This is a genomic window from Paraburkholderia sp. BR13439, assembly GCF_040948805.1.
Lineage (GTDB): Bacteria > Pseudomonadota > Gammaproteobacteria > Burkholderiales > Burkholderiaceae > Paraburkholderia > Paraburkholderia youngii.
This window is the reverse complement of sequence record NZ_JBFPKN010000031.1, coordinates 22,784-47,533: the sequence shown is the minus strand read 5'-3', so window position 1 is coordinate 47,533 and position 24,750 is coordinate 22,784. Positions and strand designations below refer to the sequence as shown.

The 24,750-nt window shown below is 59.7% G+C and carries 26 protein-coding genes; 16 read left to right on the top strand and 10 right to left on the bottom strand.

Features of this window, described 5'->3' with window-relative positions; translation table 11 throughout:
* Positions 1 to 193: 193 nt before the first annotated feature.
* The 4 genes from AB3X96_RS37335 to AB3X96_RS37320 form a co-directional block, all read right to left on the bottom strand.
* The gene (locus AB3X96_RS37335) at positions 194 to 439 is read right to left on the bottom strand and encodes a hypothetical protein (RefSeq protein ID WP_368593681.1); all 246 of its coding nucleotides are present in this window, start codon (positions 437 to 439) and stop codon (positions 194 to 196) included.
* Positions 436 to 3,576: an SNF2-related protein gene (locus tag AB3X96_RS37330; RefSeq protein WP_368593680.1), complete on the bottom strand. Its 3,141-nt coding sequence runs from the start codon at positions 3,574 to 3,576 to the stop codon at positions 436 to 438. The genes AB3X96_RS37335 and AB3X96_RS37330 overlap by 4 nt, the downstream gene beginning before the upstream one ends.
* Before the next feature lie 69 nt (positions 3,577 to 3,645).
* A complete protein-coding gene (locus AB3X96_RS37325; protein ID WP_368593679.1) occupies positions 3,646 to 4,440 on the bottom strand; it encodes a hypothetical protein in 795 nt (264 codons plus the stop codon).
* A gap of 122 nt (positions 4,441 to 4,562) precedes the next feature.
* Entirely contained in the window at positions 4,563 to 4,784 is a 222-nt protein-coding gene (locus AB3X96_RS37320; protein ID WP_368593678.1) for a hypothetical protein, read from the bottom strand.
* Positions 4,785 to 5,454: 670 nt separating this feature from the next.
* On the opposite strand from AB3X96_RS37320, the gene AB3X96_RS37315 reads away from it, so the two are divergent.
* The 7 genes from AB3X96_RS37315 to AB3X96_RS37285 all read left to right on the top strand — a co-directional run bounded on the left by AB3X96_RS37315 (position 5,455) and on the right by AB3X96_RS37285 (position 9,717).
* Positions 5,455 to 5,796, top strand: coding sequence for a DUF1173 family protein (locus AB3X96_RS37315; protein WP_368593677.1), 342 nt, complete (start codon positions 5,455 to 5,457; stop codon positions 5,794 to 5,796).
* A gap of 96 nt (positions 5,797 to 5,892) precedes the next feature.
* Positions 5,893 to 6,501, top strand: coding sequence for a DUF1173 family protein (locus tag AB3X96_RS37310; RefSeq protein WP_368593695.1), 609 nt, complete (start codon positions 5,893 to 5,895; stop codon positions 6,499 to 6,501).
* 136 nt (positions 6,502 to 6,637) lie between these two features.
* Positions 6,638 to 7,150: a phospholipase D family protein gene (locus AB3X96_RS37305; RefSeq protein WP_368593694.1), complete on the top strand. Its 513-nt coding sequence runs from the start codon at positions 6,638 to 6,640 to the stop codon at positions 7,148 to 7,150.
* 46 nt (positions 7,151 to 7,196) lie between these two features.
* A complete protein-coding gene (locus tag AB3X96_RS37300; protein WP_368593676.1) occupies positions 7,197 to 7,517 on the top strand; it encodes a hypothetical protein in 321 nt (106 codons plus the stop codon).
* A 98-nt stretch (positions 7,518 to 7,615) separates the two neighbouring features.
* Positions 7,616 to 8,071, top strand: a complete 456-nt coding sequence (locus tag AB3X96_RS37295; protein WP_368593675.1) for a hypothetical protein — start codon at positions 7,616 to 7,618, stop codon at positions 8,069 to 8,071.
* Positions 8,072 to 8,083: 12 nt separating this feature from the next.
* Positions 8,084 to 8,944, top strand: coding sequence for a phage Gp37/Gp68 family protein (locus AB3X96_RS37290; protein WP_368593674.1), 861 nt, complete (start codon positions 8,084 to 8,086; stop codon positions 8,942 to 8,944).
* 101 nt (positions 8,945 to 9,045) lie between these two features.
* On the top strand, positions 9,046 to 9,717 hold the full coding sequence (locus tag AB3X96_RS37285; RefSeq protein WP_368593673.1) for a Lar family restriction alleviation protein: 672 nt from the start codon (positions 9,046 to 9,048) through the stop codon (positions 9,715 to 9,717).
* Positions 9,718 to 10,015: 298 nt separating this feature from the next.
* Here the strand turns inward: AB3X96_RS37285 and AB3X96_RS37280 are convergent, their stop codons facing one another.
* Positions 10,016 to 11,152 (bottom strand): integrase domain-containing protein, encoded by a 1,137-nt coding sequence (locus AB3X96_RS37280; RefSeq protein ID WP_368593672.1) that lies wholly within the window; start codon positions 11,150 to 11,152, stop codon positions 10,016 to 10,018.
* A gap of 1,164 nt (positions 11,153 to 12,316) precedes the next feature.
* Here AB3X96_RS37280 and AB3X96_RS37275 point away from each other — a divergent pair.
* From AB3X96_RS37275 to AB3X96_RS37260, 4 genes are all read left to right on the top strand, one after another.
* On the top strand, positions 12,317 to 13,333 hold the full coding sequence (locus tag AB3X96_RS37275) for a PRTRC system protein D (RefSeq protein ID WP_368593671.1): 1,017 nt from the start codon (positions 12,317 to 12,319) through the stop codon (positions 13,331 to 13,333).
* Positions 13,330 to 13,701 carry a hypothetical protein gene (locus AB3X96_RS37270; RefSeq protein ID WP_368593670.1) on the top strand — a complete coding sequence of 124 codons (372 nt, stop codon included), beginning with the start codon at positions 13,330 to 13,332 and terminating at the stop codon, positions 13,699 to 13,701. Before AB3X96_RS37275 ends, AB3X96_RS37270 begins: the two co-directional genes overlap by 4 nt.
* A gap of 105 nt (positions 13,702 to 13,806) precedes the next feature.
* Positions 13,807 to 13,959: a hypothetical protein gene (locus AB3X96_RS37265; protein WP_193727505.1), complete on the top strand. Its 153-nt coding sequence runs from the start codon at positions 13,807 to 13,809 to the stop codon at positions 13,957 to 13,959.
* A 5-nt stretch (positions 13,960 to 13,964) separates the two neighbouring features.
* A complete protein-coding gene (locus AB3X96_RS37260) occupies positions 13,965 to 14,216 on the top strand; it encodes a hypothetical protein (RefSeq protein WP_368593669.1) in 252 nt (83 codons plus the stop codon).
* Between the two features lie 385 nt (positions 14,217 to 14,601).
* Here AB3X96_RS37260 and AB3X96_RS37255 read toward each other — a convergent pair whose 3' ends face one another.
* The 5 genes from AB3X96_RS37255 to AB3X96_RS37235 all read right to left on the bottom strand — a co-directional run bounded on the left by AB3X96_RS37255 (position 14,602) and on the right by AB3X96_RS37235 (position 18,484).
* Positions 14,602 to 15,744: a primase-helicase zinc-binding domain-containing protein gene (locus tag AB3X96_RS37255; protein WP_368593668.1), complete on the bottom strand. Its 1,143-nt coding sequence runs from the start codon at positions 15,742 to 15,744 to the stop codon at positions 14,602 to 14,604.
* Positions 15,745 to 16,028: 284 nt separating this feature from the next.
* Positions 16,029 to 16,541, bottom strand: coding sequence for a single-stranded DNA-binding protein (locus AB3X96_RS37250; protein WP_368593667.1), 513 nt, complete (start codon positions 16,539 to 16,541; stop codon positions 16,029 to 16,031).
* An 11-nt stretch (positions 16,542 to 16,552) separates the two neighbouring features.
* Positions 16,553 to 17,380, bottom strand: coding sequence for a hypothetical protein (locus AB3X96_RS37245; RefSeq protein ID WP_368593666.1), 828 nt, complete (start codon positions 17,378 to 17,380; stop codon positions 16,553 to 16,555).
* Between the two features lie 9 nt (positions 17,381 to 17,389).
* The gene (locus AB3X96_RS37240; protein WP_368593665.1) at positions 17,390 to 17,818 is read right to left on the bottom strand and encodes a hypothetical protein; all 429 of its coding nucleotides are present in this window, start codon (positions 17,816 to 17,818) and stop codon (positions 17,390 to 17,392) included.
* 126 nt (positions 17,819 to 17,944) lie between these two features.
* A complete protein-coding gene (locus AB3X96_RS37235) occupies positions 17,945 to 18,484 on the bottom strand; it encodes a hypothetical protein (RefSeq protein ID WP_368593664.1) in 540 nt (179 codons plus the stop codon).
* 441 nt (positions 18,485 to 18,925) lie between these two features.
* Between AB3X96_RS37235 and AB3X96_RS37230 the strand changes: the two genes are divergently transcribed.
* The 5 genes from AB3X96_RS37230 (at position 18,926) to AB3X96_RS37210 (ending at position 24,132) form a co-directional block, all read left to right on the top strand.
* Positions 18,926 to 19,630 (top strand): nuclease-related domain-containing protein, encoded by a 705-nt coding sequence (locus AB3X96_RS37230; RefSeq protein WP_368593663.1) that lies wholly within the window; start codon positions 18,926 to 18,928, stop codon positions 19,628 to 19,630.
* A gap of 244 nt (positions 19,631 to 19,874) precedes the next feature.
* The gene (locus tag AB3X96_RS37225; protein WP_368593662.1) at positions 19,875 to 21,113 is read left to right on the top strand and encodes a hypothetical protein; all 1,239 of its coding nucleotides are present in this window, start codon (positions 19,875 to 19,877) and stop codon (positions 21,111 to 21,113) included.
* Positions 21,114 to 21,157: 44 nt separating this feature from the next.
* On the top strand, positions 21,158 to 22,345 hold the full coding sequence (locus AB3X96_RS37220; protein ID WP_368593661.1) for a FlhC family transcriptional regulator: 1,188 nt from the start codon (positions 21,158 to 21,160) through the stop codon (positions 22,343 to 22,345).
* 183 nt (positions 22,346 to 22,528) lie between these two features.
* A complete protein-coding gene (locus AB3X96_RS37215) occupies positions 22,529 to 22,894 on the top strand; it encodes a hypothetical protein (protein WP_368593660.1) in 366 nt (121 codons plus the stop codon).
* A 236-nt stretch (positions 22,895 to 23,130) separates the two neighbouring features.
* Positions 23,131 to 24,132: a CAP domain-containing protein gene (locus AB3X96_RS37210; RefSeq protein WP_368593659.1), complete on the top strand. Its 1,002-nt coding sequence runs from the start codon at positions 23,131 to 23,133 to the stop codon at positions 24,130 to 24,132.
* The last annotated feature ends 618 nt before the right edge of the window (positions 24,133 to 24,750 follow it).

The window sequence follows — 24,750 nt, the reverse complement described above, 5'->3', positions numbered from 1 at the left end:
TCGGAACGATCAGCGGGCCGGCTGTAAGCCTGTAATGACCGCTGTCGATCAGAAAGCTGCGTTTGGACAGGCTTGAACGTATGACAGAAACGGGTCGGCTGCTGTCCTCGGGAAACGCTCGCCCAAAAATAAAGCCCGGCGATGATCTGCCGGGCTGATTAAATGACTTGGTTCCCGGAAATCTCCGGGAAACTCAAACAGCCGTCACGACGGCGGTTGGGATCGCACGTGAGAGCAACGTGGTCACGGCGCCTGAGACGTTCCAACCGACGAACGTCCTTTCATGGGCTTCGTGTACCAGACGATCTAGACACAGCAGCTCCACGCCGTCGCGCTCGATGCGACCAAGCACACCGGCTACAACTGCTCGCCTCGTTCCTTCGCGCTTGAGCGTCACGACGCCGTCGCCGACCAGCACGCTTACCTGTGACTCCTTCATGCAGCCTCCTTCAGAATTGCTCGCATATCGCGTGCGGTATGGTCATGTACGCTTGCCAGATCCTCGACGAAGCGATCCAGAAGCGAGTCCATGTGCAGAAACGTCTCATCCTCGAGCTCGGGCGTCGCCCAGTCCAGTCCCGCCTGCATCGAATCGCGCTTGTGCGCAACCATCTGCGCCTGATACTCATCGATGCTGCCGGGCAGATGGAAATACTCCACCTTCAGCACGCCCTTGCGGTTCCAGCGCAGCGCGCGCCGCATCGCCTGATACTCGATGCGCCACGTCCACGACCGGTCGTAAAAGAGCACGTAGTCCGCGTTCGGCAGGTTGTAACCCGCACGACCGGAGGCCTTCGTCGACAGCAGCCCCGTTGCCCGACCGGTGATGAACCGCCGGTCCTTGTCGGCCACCCGCTTGCTGATCGGGATCTCGCCATGAAACAGAACCGTATCCACGCCATCGGATGACAGTTCCCTGGCGATCGCATTGAGTACGCCCGGATTTTCAGCAAACACGATCGCCTGCTGCCCCTTTGCGGCGATTTCCCGCATACGGGCAATGATCGCGCGCTGCTTGCTCGTCAGACCCGCGAGTCGTGCGACGCCCTCCATCCCGTACTGCGGATAGTTGGCGGCGAAATGCACGGCACGGATGCGCGCGAGAATCGTCACGAGGTTGCACGCTTTCTTGTCATCGCGCGAGCGTCGATACCAGTCCGCAAACTCGTCGGCCGCATCCAGATAGGTCGCGAGATGCTGCGCGTCCCAATCCATCGTGTGCGTGGTGACCACGGGCGGATCGATCCGGATGCAACGTGACACGTCGGGTTCGCAGACCAGCCTGCGCTTGACGTGCGGTGCAAGCATCGCGCGATACGCATGCAGGTTGCCGATCTTCGGCACTTCGCGCTTTGCCCCTTCCTGCAGGCTTTCCGCGAATTGCCACGTGACCCACTCCAGCACCACAAAGTCATCACGGAACCGGTCGACGCCGCGCATCGCGAACTCAACCGAGCTGATCCAGTTCGGCTCGATATAGCCTCGCCGATACCCATACGGCTGCGCTGCCGTCCCATCGCCACCCGAAAACGCCATCAGCCCGAAGGCATCACGCGGGTAGTTAGGAATCGGACTGCCCGTCAGCACGTAACGTCGCCGGGCAGACAACTGCCAGAGCGCACGGCTCTGGTCACTCGTCGGATTGGCCAGCCGCTCGCCTTCATCAGCCACCAACAGGCCGATACGGCGGCGCAGCCTGTGCGCATACGTTACCCGCGCAGACTTCGCCCGATCCACCGGCATGCGCAGACGCTCATACGAGATCAGGTTCACCTGGCGAAGATCCTTCAGATCCTCCTCGCTGTCGATGACCTTCACGACGGACGGGTCAATCGGCAGTTGCGCCAGTTCGTTCAGCATCTCGCCGATAAGACGGGCCTCAACCACGATCAGACCGTGCGTGACGCCCGACAGCAGGATCAGCGCGATAGACAGACGCGACTTGCCGCACGCCTGCTCCCATGCAATGACGCAACCCTGCGGCTTCATCAGCGTTTCAATCAGATCGTCCTGCTGGAACTCCCAATCGAGCCACTGATCGATGCAGAGCGCTTCCATGCGACGACGAAGCAGCGCCGCATGCTGTGGAAACGCCGTCGCCAGGCCCTCGTGCACGACTTCCCAGCCCTCCGCGACGTTCTCAACGCTGAACCTCGCGTTGAGCTCGTCGACGGCGAGCATGCTCGCCACTCCGTTTACGGTGTATCCGTAGCGCCCGTCGGCCTCCCGGGCGAAAACGACCGTGTCACCGGCCCGTACAAGCGGACTCGCCCATTTCGTTGGATCGATCTTGTGGGTCGCGCGAGCGACACCGGTAACCGATTCCGCGGAGCGGGCGCCCGTCGTCCAGACTTCGTGACGAAGCGGTACCGCCTGCCGCGCCGACCTGCGCGCGCGCCTTGCAAAATGCTCAACGAAGCCGGGGGCGAACTCCGCCTTGCCGCCCGCGGACTCGATATGCTCGACCAGCCGGTTCAATGCATCGGAAGGATCATCCTGCACCAGATACGCCTCCATATCCAGCAGGCCCTGCCCCGCGTACCGCATCCCACGCGGCAGTCTATGACCATCGCGCGAATAGATCCGCCGATCCAGCACGTGATTGAGCACCATCGCCTCAACGAATCCACAACGGAACCGTAGCGAAATCCGGCGGCCGTCGTGACAGATCGTGACCCGCTGATCGCCCGTCACGGGCCGCGTAATCGCGGGCTGTGACTCATCGAGCGATTGGAGTCCGAGCTTCGGCTTCGAATGTGCGCTCTCCTCGAAATGCAGCTTAAGATCAGCGACGGTCATGGACGGATCGGACACCTGCTCGCGCACGAACTGACCTATCTTGAGGCGGTAGCGATCGAAGACGAGAACCGCCGTGCGGACATTCGCGCCCTCTTCCTTGAACGCCTGTACCGGCATCTCGAAGAAACCCGCGAGACGGTGCGCCGCGCGCTGCAACGGCGAATCGCTGTCGCAGGTAGCCGATGCGATCGCATCGGCGAACGTCAGTGGCAGCAACGCCACAACGACCTGCGCAGCGTCGAGCGCCTGCTGAAGCGCGTACTCGTGGCTCAGCGCCGAGGTGCCTTGCCCATATCGACCCCACGTTGTACCGGGTAGCGGCTTGAGATGCGGTGACTCGAGGTGTAGCGAGAACGGCGGATTGATCAGCGCGATATCGAACGACCTGGGGTGGATATCCTCCATCCCGGCTCGCCGGAAATCGCAGTCGAACCCGGCCGCCTCCATCGCACCCTGCACCGCGATGATTGCGTCGCCATGCACGTCGACGCCATACAGCGCGTGACGATCAGGGCTCGCATACTGCAACAGGCGGGCGGACCCAACCGAGTTGTCCAGGATCGACACCTTGCGTTTGGGCAGGAAGTTGCACACGAACTGCCACATGAACAGCGCGATCGCATCGGGGGTGAAAAACTGCCCCAGATGACGCTGGCGGGCCATATGCAGCTCGCCTTGATGCGCGACACCTTCATCCTGTGAGCCGAGACTCACGATGCTGCGAAGCGGCGCGTACCAGTCCGCATCCACCAATTCCATTAAGTCAAGTTGCTCCATTGCAGCTCCAGAAAAAGAAAGGCCCGCATCAGCGGGCCAGTGAAAGACAGGCGGATTCGTGACGACCGCTCAGAAGCGGTGACGATTCGCCAGATGCTCGGTACCGTACTCGCTGATAAACAGCGAGAGTGCGTCGCCGACCTGATGCGCAAACTTGAACTGCCACTTCTCGTTGAACATCACGATGTCGAGGCCGTCGAGTGACACCTTTTCCCGCGTTGTGAAGTGGTAGTCGACCAGTCGCCCGCGCGTAAGCTGTGCGGACAGTGAATCGAATCCGGCGTCCGACGCAAACGCTGCAAGACCACGGATCAGGCCAGTGGCTGTCGTCGACGAGTGATAGGTCGCCTGGCGCTCGTTCGATCGGTAGACCTGCTCGCTCCAGATTCGAGCGTCCAGGATGATCGCGCTGCTGGTGCGCTTTATCTCCGACTCCGGACGAAGCCCGAAGCCGTCGATCACCAGCTTTGCAGCCTGAACGAGTCCGATGCGCTTTCCAGCGTCGCCACTGAACGTGCGTTCCAGGTGAGCCCAGAAAGCGTCGAAGTCGGGACACTTCCCGGCCTTCAGTGCGCCGCGAATATCGATCGACGCGTTGGCCAGTTCCTGCTCGTCGTTGATTTCCAGCCGACCGCCCGGAGGCGAGAAGCGACGGATCGCTTCCCCGACCAGCACATGAGCCAGACGCGAGCAGAACTCCGAGAGCTCGCGCTCGGTTGAGTACTCCGACCGGACGCTCGCTGCGCGATACGGATATTCCGAATCCTTCGGAAAGGCGGCAACCTCTGCCGCGCAAACTTCCAGATATGCGGCAGCTGCTTTGGTCTGCGCGTCCTTGAACTGTTGAACGAGTGCTGTGTACATGGTGCTTCCCTTGTGGATGAGACGGGAGAGCACGCCCAGTCGGGAGTGATCCCGTCTGGGTAAGTGGATTGCCCGCAGCTGCGAGCCAGGTTGTTGCGCCGAAGCGCGTGGATTACTGCAATTCAGATGCCGTAGTGGTTGCGTACCCGACGACGACGCTCGGCGAATGCAAGTCCGCCAGTCACCGATTCGGGTGCTGCCACCACCAGAAGGCGCAGGGCCGCTGCGCGGTAATGGTTCGAATACCGCTTCGTCGACTTCACGATCCGCAGCAGGCGATCGTGTGTCTCGTACGAGGGGCAATGCATCTGCATACCGATGCGAAGCAGCCGATTGATGTTCATGATGCTCCCGTGTCGATAAACGGGAACACGCCCGCAACGGGTGTGAAACCCCTCGGGGTGAACAAAAAGCGCCCACCTGCTGCGGGCGTTTAGTCGATGCGTCACTGACGCGTTGGATGCATACATGCTACCGCTCGCGTTCCGGTGGCTTTCCCGAAATGGGCGCGAATTTTGTATGGCTTTTAGGCTTTTCCGCGCTCAGACGTCGGCGCATGCTTATCCAAAGATTTTCTGGATAACCCTGTGGATTGTTCCTTGCCGGCCACTCGCCGCAAGGCGATTATCAGGTTTGCATCAAAACGCGGCACCAGCAGAAAGCGTGAGCCGGCTCAGCCACTTAACCGGGAAAGCTCCCGAAAGCCGTATAGCTTTCGCCGCATCAAAGCGCACCCTTAAAGCTCCCGCAAGCGTGCAGCTTTCGCATGTCACCGTGCTCGCCGCGCGGCTCAAAATGGCTTACGCGCCTTGTCCGCGCGGATTCAATGAGCCAGTTTTGATGCCCGATGCCGCCGAGGTCCTTCGAACGCCTCTACGGCCAAATTCAAGGTGCGTGCAACATGTTCAACGTAAGCTTCGACGGCGGCACATTCCCCTTAAGCGACGTTCAGGAAAATCCCGCGCGGTACGTGAGGCGGCTTGAACGCGCAAAGGTAACGCCCGGGTACGCCACATGCGAGTGCGGCGGTGCTGCTTCGCTCCAGCTTGTGATCCGCCGTTTTACGGGTCGCTGTTCCATCTGGCCGGATGGCCAGACGATGGACATCGTCACGATCGCGCCTGCTCGTTCTTCAAAGATCCGAATGTTGCACCTTCCGTCCGCGGCGGCGACTCCAAAGCAGCCGTCCTGTCGACATCCACAGGCCTGAACATAAAATTGGACGCCGCGCTAACCACGCGAGAAACCACCTTCGGCTCTCGCGGCTCGGCAACGGAAACCCGATCCCACCAGAGCCGGCGCTCGGCCAGCCTGCTCGCCTTCCTCCAGACCTTGTGGGTCGAAGCTGCTGGCTGAGGCAGGGACGGCCCTGATCAACGGTGCCGATGCCCAGAACGTCCTGCACATCATGCGTCGCTTCGATGAAGCCGATCGCGTCGCAATCAATGCCGAATTCGATGCTTTTATCGCGCGGCTCACGACAGAAAAAGGAACGACACGGCGCGGACTCATCATTGGCGAGGTAAGCGAGGTGGCTCCGACCCAATATGGTCACGCAGTAAGTCTGCGTCAGAGCGCGCGCAGGTACTACGCCAGCACCAGCCTGATCGAGCACGCCGCGCGGACTTATGGCATGCGTGGCGCGCCCTCGGCGAGCGCAGCGCGCGCGTCGTTGCCCTCCTTCTCGTTGAGCGCACTTCAAAGGGCCACCTGAAAGTTATTGATCTGGCTGCAATGCTCTGCTCTCACGCGTACCTGCCCTGCGATTCGATTCACGAAGTCGCGATGGCCAACCGGCTTGTCACTGAGCGGCGCGACTTCGCAAAGCCCGTTCGTATGTCAGCAGAGGACGACATGTTGCCCGACTTCGTCTTACGGGACGCCGGCGTGCGGACGCACATCGAGGTCTATGGAATGAACGGTGTTCCAGCCTACGAGGCACGCAAGGAGGAAAAGCGGGCGCTTCGGCTCGCGCGTGGCATACCGGCCGTCGAATGGGATGTCGATCGGGAGCCGCTCACGCAGGTGCAGATTCCGCCGCCTTCGATGCGTGAGACTTGACTTCGCAAGAGTCCCGCTACCCTACCCTGGAAGTACGTGTCGCTGGCGCGCGGCGCGCCCCAGCGCGCGAATCAACACAGGGAATCTCACCATGCAGTTCACGAAGGCAATCACAAGCGCGGCAGTGGCCGCAGTAATGGCAACCGCCGCCCACGCTTCAGCAGGCGGTGGCGCGTGCCAGCCGGAAGTCGGCTTCTCGCCCGAAGGCAGCGCGGCCGCATTGGTCGACCGTGCGATCGACAGCGCCCAGCGCTCGATCCGGGTTTCGGCTTATTCGTTCACCTCGCCCGATGTCGTGCGTCACCTGCTCCAGGCGAAGCGCCGTGGCGTCGAAGTCGCCGTCGTTGTCGACGGCAAGAACAACCTCAGCGAGGACTGGTCCGGCAAGGCCCATGCGGCTATGAACCTGCTCGTGAACGCGAACATTCCCGTGCGCACCGTTAGCGTCTACCCGATCCACCACGACAAGGTGGTGATCGTTGACGGCGCGACGGTACAAACCGGTTCCTTCAACTACAGCCAGGCCGCGGCGTCTCGCAATAGCGAAAACGCGCTCGTGCTCTGGGACTGCCCGGGCGTCGCCCGGGGCTATCTCGAGCATTGGCAAAGCCGCTGGGACCAGGGCGTCGAATTCCGTTCCTCCTATTGAAAGCGCTGGACTTCCAGACGCTCCGACCCACTGAACAGGAGTACCCGTGCAACAGATATCCCAGGTAGTTCAGGACATCCTCAATCTGACGCGCTATGCGGCGTCGCCATTCGTGCTCACCGGTCGCCCCGATTCTGTGCGCCAGTGGCTTTCAGTGTTGCAGGAGCGCCTGAACGCGATCCGGCAGCGGGTCGACAACGCGCTCGCGTCATTCGAGGAGACGCGAGAGGATGAGAACGACTGGACAGACGAAGAGCGCGTTCTGAGCAGTGAATGGGTACAGCGCAATTTTCCCAACGAGGCAGACAACGTCAGGGCGGCACTGCGCAAGGCGTGGGTCGACGGTCAACGACTGCGCACGCGGTAGCGGATGGCGGAGCAACGGCGAAACTTGACTTCCGGGCCGGACAGGCAAGATCAAATGCACCCGGTTCTCATCGGGCTATCCAACTACAGGAGTCCGCGATGCTGGGCAAAACCTTTTTCCTTGAACGCGCAATCTCGCGCTCGCTCGACTGGCTGGGTCGCCACCCGGCTTTGGGCTGCGCCGGCCACGATCCTGAATCACTTTCTTCGGGCCGCCAGATAGTCGTCGCCGCGACCACGCCCCATGGCGTGCGCTGCGTGTTTTTCAGTGCAGTCGGGTCAGTCCTCGATTTCAGCGCGACGTGGGCCGAGCTCGAGCGCGCGAAAACCTGGTGGTACTTCGTGCAGCGCTGGTATTTCTGGGTCGTGCCGGACGCGAAGACGCTCGACGCGATCAACCCGGCGGGCGATCACATCGAACATCTGATCGTCCCGACCTGCGCGCCGTCCGATCTCGGCGACGCGGCGTTTCTTCCATGGCTGGACGCGATCGAAAAGCGCGCCCGCCAGTGCGGCACGCTGGCGGTACATTCTCACGATGTCGAAACTGTCTGAGCGGGAGTCGGGATGAGCGAGAACAGCAAGATCGAATGGACCGACCACACCTTCAATTCGTGGGAAGGCTGCCAGAAGGTCGGCCCCGGTTGCGATCACTGTTATGCGGAAACGCGCAACGCGCGCTTCGCCGGCGGAACGCCGATCAACTGGGGCCCGGGCGCGCCCCGTCGCCGCACCTCCGCTGCAAACTGGCGCAAGCCGCTGCAGTGGAATGCGCAGCATGATGAGTTCTTCGCGAAGCATGGTCGCCGGCAGCGGGTGTTCTGCGCATCGCTCGCCGACGTGTTCGACAACGAGGTCGATCCGCTATGGCGCCGCGATCTGTTCGAATTGATCGAGCGCACGCCAGATCTCGACTGGCTGTTGCTCACGAAGCGCATCGGCAATGTGTCCGACATGGTCGCTCATGCGCGATCGCGCGACTGGCTCGCGGGTCGCGACAACGTCTGGCTCGGCGCGACAGTCGTCAATCAGGCCGAGGCCGATCGCGACATCCCGAAGCTGCTTGCGGTGCCAGCGCGGGTGCGCTTCGTTTCCATGGAGCCGCTGCTGGGCCCGGTGAGCTTCGAAGGCATGTTCGCGGGCAGTGACTGGCGCGACCACACCAACGCCCTCGAGGCGCTGGACTGGGTGATTGTCGGCGGCGAAAGCGGACACGGCGCCCGGCCAATGCATCCCGATTGGGCGCGCTCGCTGCGCGACCAGTGCACTGCCGTGGAGGTCCCGTTCTTCTTCAAGCAATGGGGCGAATGGGCGCCCGGCTCTAACCCCTCCAGACAGCCGATGGACCGCGTCGGCAAGAAATCCGCCGGTCGGGGGCTGGACGGCAGCGTTCATGACGATGTTCCTGAAAGTATTCGTCATACGTAAAACGGAACATTACCGGTTGTATTTCGGCTTTTCGCGCGTCGAATGTCCAACGATAATGCGTGCAAACATCTCCCAATAAATGCACGGCGAAGACCCGGACAATGTACGAACAGCTCTATCCATGCGATCACTGCGGCGGACGCGGAACGGTCGGCCTGTCTCAACGGATCGTTGCCGAAGTCGGCCAGTCCGGCTTTGACTATGGCCAGTTTGGACGCCGCGCGGGACCGCCCAAGATCGGGGATACTGTGCCCCGCCCGCCCTTCGCCCCTCAAACCGAGAGGCTTGCCTGCATCTATTGCGCCGACTGCGGGATGTCGACGCCGTGGTTCCCATACGCCAACAATGAGGCCGACGCTTTGAAAGAAGCAGCGGTGATCTGGAACAGGCGTTTGAGCAGACCCAAAATCACCGAGGGTGACCTGCGCGATCTCGTCGAGAAGGAGCTTGGCGCCTGCGACACCCAGATGGTTATTGACATGCTGGCCCGCAATGACGAGGACTGGGAGACGCGAGGACCGCTGTTCGCCGTGCTCGCCCAAAGGCTGGTCGACGCTTCGGTTTCGACGATCGACAGCTGGCCAATCGAGCCGGTGCTTCGCGACGCCGCGCGATACCGCAAGCTGGTCCAACTCGTAAAGTGGTTGGACGTCGACGGCAATCGCTACATCCAGTTTCCGACGATACCTACACCGCGCGAGCACTCCGACCTGATGTTCGAAGACAGGATTGCACTGGCGATCGACGGAATGCCGGATAGGGATCGTTGGTGATGGCAGGTTGGCCGCGGCGTGCGATACGAACATATTCGCCGCCTTTTGGCCGCGATCGCCTTTCCCAACTGAGTCCAACGCGACTGGTTGAAGCAGGGTCAGCTGCCAGTTGACGCGCCGTCACGAACCCGGGAAAAAAAGAGCCGGCTACGCGAGCCGGCTGTGAACTGGTTCCAACATGTTCCTACGGCCAATGCCGGAACCCGAGAGACGATTCATATTGTGGGGGAGCAGTTGCGCGAGAAGCGGTGTGTATGACACACAATTTTGGGGCCCATTTCCACGGGCCTCGGCAATGCTATTTGTCCGCGGCACCCAGTATCCGGTACAGTGCCTGCCGCGAAATTCCCAACGCCTTCGCGGCATGACTCTTGTTGCCGGCGGCCGCGGTCACGGCGTTGCGCGCGTCGTCTATAGTCGGCAGCTTCTTCTGCCGCCGATCCTGCATGGCAAAGGTTGACAGGTACGCGCCCGCCTTGCTCAGCCGGGAGTGACCCGCGGCCTCGACGACGCGGCGCATCGCCTGTTCATGTAGCTGTGGATCTGGCCGTTCACCAGCTCGCTTAATTGGCGCCGGTACACCAGTGGTATCTTGATAGAGCGTTTGCAGATATTCGTGCCGAAGACCGTGACTGGTAATGCCCATGCCTTTTTTGGTGATCCCGTGTTTTTCGAGGACGTAGTAGTACCAGTCACGCCATTGACCTAAGGTCCTATCTGCGGGGACTGTCGAGCCCGTGAGACCGTTGCTGAGCATCGCAGCCTCTTCCAGTATCCTGATCTTGGTCTCGATCGGCACCTCGCGCGGCCTACCCCCTTTCGTGCCACGCGTCACTGCCAGCAGTGTCCAATTTCGCACTGCTTCCACAGGGCGGAGCATAAAACTCTCTTCGATGCGCAAGCCAAACGCGGCCTGCATTTTCAGCTGAACCGCTGTGTGCGGACACGTTTGCGCGATCTCTTCGATCTTCGCGACGGCATCGACGCCATGCGCCTGCCACGATTTATCCTCCTTTGCCACGTAACTCCGTTTCAGACCGAGCGCCTCTCGGTCCGCGTAGTCGTCAAGCGAGCCAATCAGATTTGTCTTGCCCATCCAATGCGCCATCGCCCGAAAATACGTCAGCTTGTTTTCTATCGTCCCGCCGCTCTGACCAGCCGCCACCCACGAGTCGACCAGAAATTTCACGTGCTTGCGTTTAAGCGACCAGGGCGTCTGAAGAACGTAACCGCCCTCGCGCAGTTCCTTGAACGCCTTACACAGTTTGGCAGCGCGATATTCCTGCGTCTTGATCGACAACGCGCGCTTGCTGATTCGCGTGGTGCTATGAACGCGCGCAACGTTCTCGTCGAACAGTTTGAGGAGCGCATCCCGGAATTCGGGACCAAAACCATAGCCGTTGACGATCGCTCTCACATTGAGAATTGCGCTCATGCGGTAATCCCTTGCGGCGCCGCCGCGCTGCCTCTGCGTGCCATTATCCAGCCCGATGTTCGCGACATCCCTACCCGATGCCGTCACCCGACCACCCGGTTTGCGCTTTGTTGCCCGCCACTGTGGCGGCTGCGCCGTAGCCCCGTCGCTTGGGTCCTGCCTTCCTGTCCTTTAGCGATTCCATCCGATCAACCAGATGCATGAGAAGATCATGCATTCCGACTGTCCAACCTGCCGCCCATCAGCACGAATCGCGCTTCGCGCAATCCGCCACCGATGCATTTCGCGCGGGGCATCGCTGCCTTCGCGCTGCGTGGAAACACTTCCCGCTTAATGCAGCTTCGTGGCTACCCTGCCAGCATCACGCTTTCGCGCCTGTGAACCGTGTTCCGCTTCGCGGAGCTCCGGGCCAGTGCTAATTGCCGGGCAATACCTGTACGCGTTTTGTGTACGGCCGCGCGCGCCGTGTCCTCTTCCGTCAGGGAATCGCGGTTATCCGGTCTTGCCGGTCCGCAAGGCTTCCCCCGCCCCCAAAGTCACTCATCTCCGCCGCGGTGTATCGGGTTTCGTGAGCGCACCCAGCCGTCGCTGTAAGGGCGTGTGCAGACGCCGCCGAGATGTAGAAAGTGTCCGGTGTCCGGTCTCTCCACATGTCCTCAACGCGTCACAACGCGGCAAACCGCCGCCAATCGTATGGATATCGCAGTGTCCGGGTGTCCTCAACGTGGACCACCATGGACTTGATTTGCTTCAGAAAAAGGCCGCATCACTGTGCGGCCCGGTCAGTGGGGTACTTCTCGGCCTGTTGCGGGCCAGGGATAGGGACGAGCGAGTGCCTTGCACTCGCATTCGATGCGTCTGGGACGCGGTAGGTATGCCAAGGATAGGGCCAGTCGCGCAAGCAGTGCATGCCGAAAGATGGTCAGAACCGGTCGGCTTTCGTCGACTTGACTTCGCTACGCGCTCGCTAGACTGAAACCAGGTAGAACTGACAGAAAAGTGTCAGTTTGCTCAGAAAGCCCGGCGCAACACTCGAACTGACACTTAAGTGTCAGTTATCTGATAGTTCGCCGGTGCCGCGCGACCGGGGCGATTCAAACTGACACTTATCTGTCAGTTTTCTATCACTTCGGAGCGTGGTTCAACTCAACGCATGGAGTCACCTTGAAAACTTCGGTCTTTGCAATCGACGTCGGTTACGGCAACACCAAACACGCTCACCGGGCAGCGAGCGGCACCATCGCCACGGGCATGTTCCCTTCCCTTGCGCCGCTCGCCGCAAGCCGTGCACTGTCCGGCTATGGCGACAGCGTGCTCGCCTCGCGCAAGGTCGCGACCATCGTTATCGAGCAGATCGAATACGAGGTTGGGCCCGACGTTTCGCTCACGGCAGCGTACGGCAACACCGGCCGCGCGCTGTCGAACGATTTTGTGCTGTCCGATAACTACGCAGCCCTTCTATTCGGCGCGATTCATTTCGCGGACGTCACCCATATCGAGCGCCTGGTCCTTGGTTTGCCCGTTCATAACATGAAGAAGTACTCCGGCGCACTGCGTGATCGCTTCACCGGCACGTTCGACTACGGCCCGGGTCGCATTACGATCGATAAGGTGGTAGTCATCCCGCAACCGCTCGGCTCGCTTGTCGCAGCATCTTCTAACCGTCAGGGTGAGTTCGGTCGCGAGAGCGCCCACCTCGTGATCGACGTGGGCTACTTCACGACTGACTGGGTTTATGCCAACGGATTCACGATGGACGATAAGCGCAGCGACGGTATCCCAGGCGGCGCATCCCAGATCTATCAGCGCATCGCGGCACTCATCTCGCGCGACCAGGACGAACAGGTCGAGGACATCGAACGCATCGACAAGGCGTTGCGCGAGCGCAAGCCGTTCTTTTTCTATGGCAACGATATCGACCTTGATCCATATCTCGACCAGTCGCAACCGGTCATCGCTGGTGTTGTCAAGGAAATGCAAAACAACGTCGGCCAGCTCACCAACGTGCGCTCGATCATTCTGTCCGGCGGCGGTGGTGCGCTGTATGCACCTGCAATCCGGAAGGCGTTCCCACGCGTGACGCTCGAGGTCATAGACTCACCCTGCACGGCGAACGCCAAGGGATTCCTGATCGTCGGCGAAGCCGGGCTTACCCGCGAGCGCGCCACTGCAAAAGCATGAGCGAAAAGTTCGACATGAAGCTGGTCATTGACGCGGTGACCACGCCTCTCCTTCATGCCAGACTCCGGCAGGCAAGCTCGTACAGGGAACGTGCGGCGCTGCTGCGCTCCTTGGCCGAAGCCGCGTTGCGGGAAAATTGCGTCACCTTAGACTTCGAGCGGCAAGTCGCGGTGCGTGCCGTCTATCCCGCCGCCGTGATCGCGCGCAATGTGATTGCGCCCGAGGCAGTCGATCAACGTGCGGCCGCCACGCGCGTTGCCACGGAAGCGGTCATCGAAGAAGACGAGCTGCGCTCAATCAACGGGACCGATGAGCCTGGGGGGCACGACGTCGATCAGATCGCCGACGCCTTTGGTGCGTTCTTCTGATAGAAACTTGACTTCGCCGTGGTAATGCGAAGATGGGTCATGGCTTCGATGTTCATCGCGCGACGTGCGGTGCATCGAAGCGGCTACCGATCTTAGGGGGCGAAAATGCTGGAATTAATCGAAATCGTGCGTAACGGCCTGCCACTGACTGAACCGCGCTCTTGGCTGTTCATTGCAACTCTGGTTGCTGCTGGTATTGCCGGCTGGTACAGCCTCGATGCCGTAGAACACGTGGCGAAAACCAAATCCAAGGAGTGAACGCAATGGATCGGCTGACGGTCTGCTATACGAAGTTCATGGCGCTTCCGTTCTTCACACGCCGCGCGATCATATTCGGCGCGTCGCTCGCGCTCTGGTGGTTTGCCGCGATGCTGGCGAGCATGCACGTCAACAATGATCTGTGCGTCGTGCTGCTGCTGACTGGTGCCGCTGGCGCGCTCTGGTCGAGCGAACTTTGGCGCATGTGGAAAGTCTTTGCCGTCGTTGTTGCAGTCTGCGTCGCGATCATGAAATGAACGGAGCGCGCAGGCAAAAAAAAACGGCTCCCCCAACATCTGGGGGGCCGTTTCGCTTTTCTGGATCAATGCGAGCGTGGAGCCGCAGTAACAAGAAGTCGGCGTGTACAAAAGTCCCACGCATCTGGAAAAGACTGATCGCGACACGCATAGGCGGTGTTGCCACAGGCGGTCCGGTCGATAACGTCGAAAGCGACGGCATCCGACTTTCCTACACGCTGACGGCCACCCGCAGCGCCGTTGGTTGCGACGATTGCAAAGCTCCCCACGAGAACCTGGAACGAAGCCATTTTCTACTCCATCGAAATTGGCCCGACAAGACATCCCCGATGGGGAACATCCCCATCGGGCAGGTTTGAAGATCGCCAGTACGCCGGCGCAATACTTAAGCGGCGACAGCTTGCCGCATATCCACATAACGATGCTGCCTGTGCAGCGACGAGTTGCGCCTGAGCTGCCACAACTCATTCCACTCATTGCAGTAGTCGTGCCCACGACGCTTCGGACGATGCAGCACAACGGAATATCCCTCGGCACGCAAGCGCGTTGCGAGCTCCATTCCCGCCGCGACGCCCGGCGACTTTCGAGTCTTCGGATCGATTTCGTCGAAGTCCATGAAGATATGGACGACCTTGATACCGAGCCCGCGAGGAACAACGAACTGCCGCAGAAGATCCTTGTTCAGGCAGTACCAGGCCGGCACACCGAATTCCATATGCGCGCCGTACGCCGATTCAAGCCCCTCCCCTACACCGATTTCGCCATCGACCGGGTCCATCAGTCGAACAGCGCCACCAGGCAAGGAATTCAGCGTCATGTGGTTCTTCTTGGAATCAAGAATCTCCCCATCTGCTGAGACGATCGTGGCCTTCTTGGGCACATGGTGGTCAAGATACGTCCGGTGCAATGTGCCGAGCCGTCCGTCAGGCAACACATAGCGCGCGACGATACCGGGCCAGGTGCCAAGCACCGTCTTGTCGTTGTCCCGGTATTCGAGCATGCCAAAGCGCAAAGCCTTCGACGGTTCAACCGACAACCCTGGCACACGCCCTTTGAGATACTGCATGGCGAATCCACCGGCCTCGAGCGGCGCACAATCCTTTTCCCATGTCATGTTGAGGATCTTCTCAACGAACGCGGGATCGACTTTGCGCTTGGGCTCAGGTGCCTTCTTGTTGCAGGTGGCGGGCGGCGGCGGCGGCAAGCCACCATCGAGTTGGCGCATCAGGCGATAGAGTCCGATGCCGCTTACTTTCGCGATGAGCTGCAAGCCGTCGCCAGCGCTTGGACGTCCGTCGTTGCACTGGCGACAAACCCAGTCACCACGGCCGTTCCTGTTGTCATATGTAAAACGGTCTTCACCACCACAGATCGGGCACGGAGCCCCGTTGCCAGTCAGAGAATCGCCAGAAATGCCATAGCTCATCAATGTCGAAATCCACGCCTCCGGAGAGAGACTGAATTCCTTCAGCTTGCGTTGCAGCCACTCGTACTTCTCGGGTGAAAGCCCGCGTCCAGATGTACTCATTGTCACTCTCCTAGGTGGAAGTGGGTTGGGGTCGATGCCTGAGACAGGCGTAAGAACGCGTGCTCAAAAAAGCAGTCCGCGCACTGGCGGGCAACTTTTTTCAGCAGACGTGCTGGCTGGACAGAGAAGGAGGCAGGCCCGAACGGCCAGTGCAGAAGGTCCGTCGCACGACACGCCCGAAGGCATGTCGTTGCGATGGTGAGGTGTTACGGGAGAAGGATCAGGAAAAGGTGAGCCTTTCCGGGATCAGATCGCAAGCCATGCAGCTCGGCGGTTACAAAACCTCAGAACGGGATCGGATCGTCCATTTCGTCGAAACCACCGCCGCTATGAGACGGCTGCGGAAGTTGCCCGCGGGCGCCTGCGTGCGACTGACCCGAATCATTAGAACGCGAGGCCGGACCGGGTCGCTGTGCGCGCGAGCCGCTACGCTGTTCGAAGTCGCCGCCGCTTTCGTCACTGCTACGGCCGCCCAGCATCTGCATCTGGTCGGCAACGATTTCCGTCGAGTAGCGGTCGGTACCGTCCTGCGCCTGCCACTTGCGGGTGCGAATACGCCCTTCGATATACACCGACGAGCCCTTCTTCAAATACTCTGACACGATTTCGGCGAGGCGCCCGAAGAATGAGACGCGGTGCCATTCTGTCGCCTCTTTCATCTCGCCCGACGCCTTGTCCTTGTAGCGATCGGTCGTCGCAAGACGAATGTTCGCCACTGCGTCACCGCTTGGAAGATATCGAACTTCAGGGTCCGCGCCGAGGTTTCCGACGAGAATCACTTTATTGACAGATGCCATTTGTTGTTCCTCTAATTAGATATTGACCATAGCCACTTGTCCCACATGAGCGGCTTGCCGTCCTTGACAATTGGTGAGCCATCCGTGCGGATCGCGGGAACCTTGACTTTCCCGGTGCGACGTACAGAGACGACATCACCAACAACACAGCGGCTTTCCGCGATCGCTTCCTTCAGGCCTTCGCCTTGCAGCGTTCGCTCACCAGCGCTGGTGTCGATATGCATCGCGAAGGATTTGTAAAAGCGCCCCGGCTTCTTGCGATCGGGAAAGCGCTCTTCGCCCCATGAAACGATGCGGCCAACGACGTTCGACGCGTCCGCGGTGTCGTTGCGGCGCGATCGCGTTGGCACGGCCGGTTCGGCCTCAAACGCTTCTTCGCTTCCGGCTGATGGATCAGGATGGCCGTTGCCGAGCCGCTTGCTCTGAGCCGGAGGACTGGTGGCAGGTGGATTGCCGTTGTGGCGGATCGCGGCAGCTACCGCCTCCTTGAGCGGACACCGGTGCACGGCACGCTGCGCCCAGTGCGGCGCGAGATCGGGGAGGATCTTCATACCGAACTCGGTTTCCTCTGAGTGGTCGTCGAAAGCAGGACTGAACTGGACGACGTGATCGCCTTCATCGACGAACAGATGGGGGATGTCGCCGATTGTTACAACGGTCTCGTTCGGCGCGCCCTGCCCAACCGTGCTGGCCGTGGTGTCATTCCCGTCCGTCGGTTGTGGATCTGGTGCGTCCGGCTGCGGGTTCGTCTGCGCGCAAAACCCGGAGGGCTCGCTTGCAGATTTGCCGTTGAAGAGGTCCGCCATGACGCGGGCAAAAAGCGTTACTGCGTTCGCCATGACTCGCTCCTATAGCAACGTGCCAAAGCAAACGCGCTGAACTTCGCGCAAATCGCGCAGAAGTAGCGGCGTGCTAAGAATTGCGTCCTGCAGGATCTCCGGATCAACGCCGTTGACCTTGCACACATAGAGATAGGGCAGCGCGCCATCCCAGTAACCCATGATCCAGCCCAGCGTCGCGCGGTAGTCATCGACATCGATCTTGCGGTTGCGTAGACGTTCGGACAGCAGGTCTGCGCAATCCATCAGCGACTCGAGCATGTTATCGCCGCGACGACTGTCGCTGGCGAGTGAGATGAGCGCATCAACCATCTTTGCGCGCACCGACTCGCTCCAAAGATGCGGATCGGGCAGCGGATCAGGCTTGGGAGGGGTTACGACAACAGGCGATGAATCGCCGAACATGTCCAGCTGCCAGGCAGCCACATGCATTTCCATGGGATTGCTCCGGTGGCGCCGGCAATCTCATGGCCCGTGTCCGGGAATGCGATTCCCGGCAGGGTGAAGGGTGCCGTCACCAGAGGCGCGAGGCCCAGGTGACGGTAGATAACAACGGTAGGCCGATTAACGGGTACCGTTCTTGAACGGAACAACGACAGCCGATTTTGCGTACTGCTTCATCGGCGTCGGCTTCATATTGCTGTCGTTGGCGGCTGCAGTTGCGGCAGATGCAACTGGCACTTTCGTTTCGCCCGCAGCTCGGGCAGCGAGTTTTTCAGTCTCGATGCGAGCCGCTTCCGCATCCGCTTCCGCCTGCAGAATGGCCTTCCCCTTCTTCTTCATTTTCTTGACTACCCAATGGGCAGCCAGAAGAACAAGAAAGCCGGAAACGACAAATGAAATGGTCGCGAAATACGCGATGAAACACAGAGCCAGCACCTTGCCTGGCGACTTGATTGAGTCTTTGAAATGGACCTTCAGCATTTTTCTCTCTAGAAAAATAATCAACAGGGAATGTCCGGACCAACGTCCGGTGGTTTCGATGCTCGAAGAGCAAGGAAACTCAGGCGCGAAGCGCTTTGGTCTGCGTCCACACGGACGCGCACCAAAGCTCTTGCGGCAGGAAAAAGACGGAGATGGGAAAAGCAGGTAGCGCGCGATCACTCGCGGCAGGTCGATGCGTCGCAGGACGCCAATGGATAGTGCAAGGTTAGCGCTCAGTCAGTTGCTGGAAGCCGCAAATGCTCGCCAATGTCGTACAGCTTTGAATGTCCTGGAGATGCGCACCCGTTGGGCAGACCTGTCTGAGCCGGCTCAACGTCTTCGCCAAGAAAGCTCGACTAAATCCTATAGCTTTCCGGGGGTGCATGAAGGCAAGAAGAAAGGATTGGCGGAAAGGCACATGTAAGTGCTGCACATGTATTTTCGAGGAGCGACGTCAAATCGGCCGAATGCGCGACGGATGCCCCGGCGCATCAAGGGATATGGCCAATGCAGACACCGTCGAGTCGACGGCGGCGTCAACACCACAGTCGTTCCGGCGACGACTTGACTTCTCAATTTTCGCGGCAGACTGGAATCATCTTCACTCCGCGAGGTTTCACGATGCTGACGTACATTTTTCTCGTAACCGGGTGCGTATTCGTCTATCGGGCACTCAGGCGCCGACCCCAGTCGAATTCCAGCCATCCCCCCGCAACGCGCAGCCAGCGTAGCGGCGACGAAGGTGAAGCTGCCGTTCAGACCGAGCTCCATGCCGCTTTGCAATGGCTCTGCGGCGACAACTTCTATCTGCATCCGGGCCCCCTTCTGCTCAATCATGCGCCGGGGGCCGAATTTCCGACTGCCGAGGTCGATCATCTTGTCGTGACGCCTTTCGGCATCTTCGTTGTGGAGACGAAAAACTGGGCGGGTCGCATTGAACCAGGGCAAGACCTACAGACGGTCGTGCGTACCGGGGTTGACGGACTGAGAGATGTACGGCGCTCACCGATGCAACAGAACCGCTCGAAGGTCGCTTTTCTGCGGTCAATTCTGCCGGGGACCTGGCCAGTGGAAGGGGTGGCGGCATTCCCTCACGCTCATTGCGACCTGTCCTCCGCCCTTCCTTTAAACATGATGCGGGCAGCCGATCTGCGTCACTGGCTTCGCGCCCGAAAGTCCGAGTACGCCTCCACAACCAACCGGCCTGTGAATGTGCTTCACGCGCGACGGGCTGTCCTGGCCGTCGCCGAAACAGCGCCCGCTGCCATAGAAAGGCACCGGATGAAACTGAGGGAAAACCCTAAAAAAATACCGATCGCTACCTAAAGTTTCAGAAATGTTTGCCGAATCAACTGTCTGGCCGTCGGATTCCCGTACTTCATTCCTGTGAAAGCTGCATGAAACTGAGCTTCTTAGCGGGATGGCAGCAACGAAACGGCGCGTATTCTGAGGCGGTGCATTTCGGGAAAACAGGTTGCACCCGCTTTCGAACGATCCGGCGAATGGCCTTGGCGCCTGCAAAAAAAGCAGGAAAAGATCAGTAACGAGCACGAAAAGAAGAGAGAACAACATGACCAAAAAGAATGTCCCGGTTACAGCAGGCGACGAGGACGATTTCGATCCTACCCGTCCTGAGGGCAATGACGGCAATGTTGAGCGGGAATTGCCCCTCGCCTTCGCCCATGTGCCGTCCGAACATGAAATTGGCCAGAAGGTCAATGAGTTCTTCGGTGGCGATGAGATATCGGCCGGACTGCGTGCTTCGATCGCAGAAGAAGCCGAGGAAGTCGCGCACTCGACGAAAAAGATTCTTCTCGAACACATGCGCATCGGAGGCTCGTTCTACCACATCCGAACGCGGATCGAGGGCCACTTCGTGAGCACGTACGGTGATACAAAGCAGGTCCGCAAAAAGGCAGCCGAGCTTGTCTACAGCTTCCTTGAAGGAACGTTCCGCAAGAAACGCGACTCGGTCTACCTCTACATTCGCTGCTACGAGCGTTTCAGCAAGAACAGCGGCGCGGTCGAAATGCTGTCGATCACTGACATGCAGCTGCTGGTAAACAAGAGTGACGAAGTCGTAGAGATGGTCATTGACGCCAAGCGCGACAATCCCGATCTGAGCAAGCGCGACATCAAGAAGATCATCGAGAGCTACGAGGATCGCCTCGTGGAGAAGGAGAGCGCCCTCGCTACCGTTACGAGCCAGCTGTCCGAAATCTATGGCCAGCTTGACGACGCGAAGAGCGATAACGAGCGGCTCGCAGCGGAAGCGAAGCGTCTGAATCATGAAGTCCAGCAGGACCGCGAGAAGCTGAGGAAGACCATGGTCGACCTTGCCTCAGCCGAACAGACCGCGAGCGGCCTGCAAAGCACCATTGCGACGCTTGAACGTGAAGTCCAGGCCAAGAGGCGTGAGCTTGCCGAAGCCCATGAAAAGGTCACGATCAGAGAAGTTGAGGTCGAAGTCACGCCCGAGCACCTTCGGAATCTTGAGAGCGCTGCGAAAACCCGGTTCGAGGAACTCAGCCGGCTCACCAGTGAATGTGAAGCAGCGCAAAAGCGCCTCGCGGAACTGACCGAGCTCAAGAAAAAACAGGAAGCGGAAATCGATCAGAAAGCGGCCGTTGAAAAGCGGGTTGCCGGGCTGGTAGAACGTTTCGGCTCGTTCATTCAGAAATTCCACAGCGTTCAACTGCTGGTCACGGCCGACGGTTCGCTCGGCCGCTTTAAGGGACTTCTGACGGGACTGGCCGATCTTACGGGCAAGTTTCACGGGGAATTGCTGGCAGCAGCTCGCGCGGCCTGACTCTGCAGGCAACTGATGTGTTTGAGAGACAAGGAAAAAACGCAGTGAACAACAAAGACGGTTACCGGGCGATTGACCGGTTCTATGTGCCGGAATGGCTCACCGGCCAAATTCAGGTTGCAAACTTCAATCTGGTCGACCACATGAAGTGGTTGCTCAAGCAGGACAGTCGGTTCAACGAGGTCTTCAATGTCGAGCGCAAAGAGATCGAGCAGCTTCAGCTCAACCAGTCCTCGCTTCGAAACCTGCTGCGCGCGCCGTTTTTGATGGTCGAGCCGACGCTGAAGACCGTCGAGGACTGGCGGTGCTTCGTCGACAACACTGCCACCACCGTGGCTGTCGATGTGCTTCGCCGCAAGACGCCTCAGCTTGACTCACTGATGGCTTACGCGGTGAACCAGCAGAATTCCGCATTTGTTTCGCTTGTCACGCAGGTGCTCAACGTCAGCGTGCTGAGTGCCCCGCTGCTAGGCATTTCGACCGAGGTCGCGAAGTATCTGATTTCTGTCCCGACGCACAAGCTACGGTTGGCGCTGGGCCGGATGAAGGAATTGCCGCTGTTCCGCTGGCGTTTCAACAGTCCAACGTTCTGGCGGGAGTTCGCCGGCAGCACCCTGACTGACGAGATGATTGCCCACCAGATCATGTTGACCTCGCCCTCTCGCGTTGGAATTCTTCCTTACGCTGCTCAATGGGGAGAACTTCGTCTCGGGCGCCTGAAAAACGAGGCCTACGCCAGCGCGATGATGGCCTACGGTCTGCGCGCCTCAACGGCCTCGAACCTTTTCGGTCTGAACCAGCATCAGATGCGAACGCGCTACAGCGAGATCCACGGCAAGAGTTCGCCATGCGGCAACACGGCAACGTCGCTCTCATGGTTTGTCGAAACTCCGGTCCATCGGCTGCACGCTACCGTCTACGCGTGGTTGTATCGATCGGCAACTGCCATGGGAGCGAATCCGGCCGAGGCGCTGCTCGCAACCAATGATGTCTACGACCGCCTATTCGGCGGCAATCGGGTCATCATGCCGGACCGCGGATGGAACCTGATCCGTTCGATGGCAGCCGATGCTCGCCTGACCGTCGCGCCTTGCCGCACATGCAGCACGCATTACGTCGTGTCAAACAACGACGCGAAGATTGAAATGCACAGTCGCTTCACATGCCCTGCCTGCAACCAGCAGCTCGGCGCGAAAAAGCGCGCTGCGCGGAGGGCAAACAGTGAGACCTGAAGCCAAACCCAGCGAAATTGACCTGCCCGCTGGACTCGTCATCTTTTGCATTGATGGTCGGCCCCAGTTCGGTTGGCAAAACCCTGAAACCGGCGCGTACTACGCCGAGGCAGACGGTAGCATCATCGCCGATGCTATCGGTGCGATCGGGTGGCACGCAGGACACGTTCACTAGGCGCAACGATGGATGACTACGCCTACCTGGCGCGGGAGAGCAACGCTGCATGGCTCGACGGGCGCGGTGACGGGCGCTTTGAGCGATACGAAAGGTTCTACCGGAGCGAGCGCGCAGTGAATGCCACGGAGTTCGACCTCGAAAAGGCCAACGAGGGATACGCCCACTATGTGAGCAGCCAGCCATCGCCTCTACTGTCCCTTTTGAGTGCGCCATGGGTTGGTCGAGTCTCAATCGCGCTATTTGCCCTGTATATGGCCACCCGGGTCGTCCCGCAACTCGCGAAAGCCGGGCCAACCATTACTGGTATCGGCTTGGTTGCCGCCTTCGTTGGTTTGCGAGTCTTTCACCGACGCGCCCGCAGACGCCGGTAGGAACAGGGATGTCCGTCTCGAGGTCGCTGTTTTCCTCCCTCAGACGACGTTTGGCCTCAAGCCTCACTCAAACTTTCCGTTACCACTAGAATGGCGCGCCAAATCTGGCGTGAGTCCGATCGCCTGGCGAAGGGCCAAACGCGGCGGGGCGGGAACTTGACTTTGCACGCCCGTCGGTAAGATGGAATCAAGGTCGCGCAAGGTGCACGGCCAACAACAAATCCAAGGATTCAATAATGAAGAAGAACATTTCCACTCTGACAGCCATTTCTTTCGCGGCTGTGCTCGCCCTGGCTGCATGCGGCGGCGGTGGGGGCGGTGGTGACAGCAGCGGTAGCAGCAACGGCGGCAGCAGCGCTTCAGCACCGACAGGCGCCAGTGCCCCGTCCGTGACGAATCTATCGACGCCGCAGTACGCGGCGGGCAGCGCACAGCTCGCGGCGTTTAATCTGCTGAACCAGCAACGGCAGCAGTGCGGCTTTTCGGCCCTTCAGGACAATGCGGCGCTGGATCAGGCGACACAGTCTCACGCTCAGTATCTGGCTGCGCTGAACAGTGGTGTCTCGGATACAGAAGTTTCGGGCAATGCAGGCTTCACCGGCGTGACGTATGGCGACCGTGCGGCGCACTTTGGCTATCCGCAGACTGTTTCGGTTGGGGGTGTGAGCGGTGGCTTCTATACCCCAGCGAAGCTAACGGAAGACCAATGCGGCCAACAGCTAGTCTATGGTTGGCTCTCTGGCGTCTATCACATCGGCGTCTTGGTGTCGCCGGCAACATCCATCGGCATCGGCGAATCTGAAACGACGTTCAATGGCTTTCCGGAGGTCTATGCGTCGATCAGTGTCGCGAACGCGCAAGCCAAATTGACGAGCGTGCCTTTGACCTTCCCTTGCCAAGGCACGACTGGCGTTGCCTATTCAGCAGGCGGTGAAACCCCAACCCCGCCGAATACTTCGGGTAATTGGGGCACCCCCGTCGCCGTTGCGGGCAATCTGACGGACACGATCCGTTTGCAATCGGCGACGATGACCGACACGTCGGGCAACGTCATCACGCTGCAGGTGTTGGATTCCTCCAGCGATCCCAACAACGATATCGCGGCTTACGAAGGCGTGGCATACCCCAAGTCGCCACTTGCGCCGAATTCGACGTACGCGGTGTCGATTACCGGGACCATCAACGGAACCCCGTTCAGCCGCAGTTTCACCTTCACGACCGGCAACATCGTCGGTTGACACTATGGATTTTTGATAGTCCCCAAGGCCTGGCAAGCTCCCTCCAGGCGAAAAAAGCCCCATCAGCAATTGATGGGGCTTTTTTTTGAGTCTACGTTTTATAGCGTTTGCGAACTCCGGTATCGCTTAGTGATTGGAACCAGAACATGCGTAATTGGGCTGCGGTGGAATCGAAGCACTCGGATCACCGGCAGCCGTCTCATATAGAGACGCAAGCGGGTAGCCATTACCCTGGTCCGTGTCCCAATTGTCGCCTAACTCGTTCACGTAGTATCGACCTTGACTGTCGACCGATACGGGGTATTGCTTACCGAAGAAGAACTGATAGTACGTGGTTGACCCATCGGACCAAATATCCTTATAGACCGCTAGCGGTATCGGACCCGTTTTGCTCCCACCGAGGTAGGAGCCACAATCCGCCCATACCCAGAATCCCGTGGCCGACACTATGGTGGGTTTTTGCGGCGTTACCGGCTGGCAGAGGGGTAGCGTCCAGTTAGACCCGGTCCAAACCGGTGGCGAGGTCTGCGTAAATCCGGACGGACATCCCTGGGGCGCCTGATAGTTGCACTGCGGAGCGGTGTATTGCGATCCGATCCACTGCGCCGCAGCTACGGT

Coding starts and splice junctions, on each gene's coding strand:
- AB3X96_RS37335 (WP_368593681.1), bottom strand. CDS start 439: ATGAAGGAGTCACAGGTAAGCGTGCTGGTCGGCGACGGCGTCGTGACG.
- AB3X96_RS37330 (WP_368593680.1), bottom strand. CDS start 3,576: ATGGAGCAACTTGACTTAATGGAATTGGTGGATGCGGACTGGTACGCG.
- AB3X96_RS37325 (WP_368593679.1), bottom strand. CDS start 4,440: ATGTACACAGCACTCGTTCAACAGTTCAAGGACGCGCAGACCAAAGCA.
- AB3X96_RS37320 (WP_368593678.1), bottom strand. CDS start 4,784: ATGAACATCAATCGGCTGCTTCGCATCGGTATGCAGATGCATTGCCCC.
- AB3X96_RS37315 (WP_368593677.1), top strand. CDS start 5,455: ATGCGAGTGCGGCGGTGCTGCTTCGCTCCAGCTTGTGATCCGCCGTTT.
- AB3X96_RS37305 (WP_368593694.1), top strand. CDS start 6,638: ATGGCAACCGCCGCCCACGCTTCAGCAGGCGGTGGCGCGTGCCAGCCG.
- AB3X96_RS37295 (WP_368593675.1), top strand. CDS start 7,616: ATGCTGGGCAAAACCTTTTTCCTTGAACGCGCAATCTCGCGCTCGCTC.
- AB3X96_RS37290 (WP_368593674.1), top strand. CDS start 8,084: ATGAGCGAGAACAGCAAGATCGAATGGACCGACCACACCTTCAATTCG.
- AB3X96_RS37285 (WP_368593673.1), top strand. CDS start 9,046: ATGTACGAACAGCTCTATCCATGCGATCACTGCGGCGGACGCGGAACG.
- AB3X96_RS37280 (WP_368593672.1), bottom strand. CDS start 11,152: ATGAGCGCAATTCTCAATGTGAGAGCGATCGTCAACGGCTATGGTTTT.
- AB3X96_RS37270 (WP_368593670.1), top strand. CDS start 13,330: ATGAGCGAAAAGTTCGACATGAAGCTGGTCATTGACGCGGTGACCACG.
- AB3X96_RS37265 (WP_193727505.1), top strand. CDS start 13,807: ATGCTGGAATTAATCGAAATCGTGCGTAACGGCCTGCCACTGACTGAA.
- AB3X96_RS37260 (WP_368593669.1), top strand. CDS start 13,965: ATGGATCGGCTGACGGTCTGCTATACGAAGTTCATGGCGCTTCCGTTC.
- AB3X96_RS37255 (WP_368593668.1), bottom strand. CDS start 15,744: ATGAGTACATCTGGACGCGGGCTTTCACCCGAGAAGTACGAGTGGCTG.
- AB3X96_RS37250 (WP_368593667.1), bottom strand. CDS start 16,541: ATGGCATCTGTCAATAAAGTGATTCTCGTCGGAAACCTCGGCGCGGAC.
- AB3X96_RS37245 (WP_368593666.1), bottom strand. CDS start 17,380: ATGGCGAACGCAGTAACGCTTTTTGCCCGCGTCATGGCGGACCTCTTC.
- AB3X96_RS37240 (WP_368593665.1), bottom strand. CDS start 17,818: ATGGAAATGCATGTGGCTGCCTGGCAGCTGGACATGTTCGGCGATTCA.
- AB3X96_RS37230 (WP_368593663.1), top strand. CDS start 18,926: ATGCTGACGTACATTTTTCTCGTAACCGGGTGCGTATTCGTCTATCGG.
- AB3X96_RS37225 (WP_368593662.1), top strand. CDS start 19,875: ATGACCAAAAAGAATGTCCCGGTTACAGCAGGCGACGAGGACGATTTC.
- AB3X96_RS37215 (WP_368593660.1), top strand. CDS start 22,529: ATGGATGACTACGCCTACCTGGCGCGGGAGAGCAACGCTGCATGGCTC.
- AB3X96_RS37210 (WP_368593659.1), top strand. CDS start 23,131: ATGAAGAAGAACATTTCCACTCTGACAGCCATTTCTTTCGCGGCTGTG.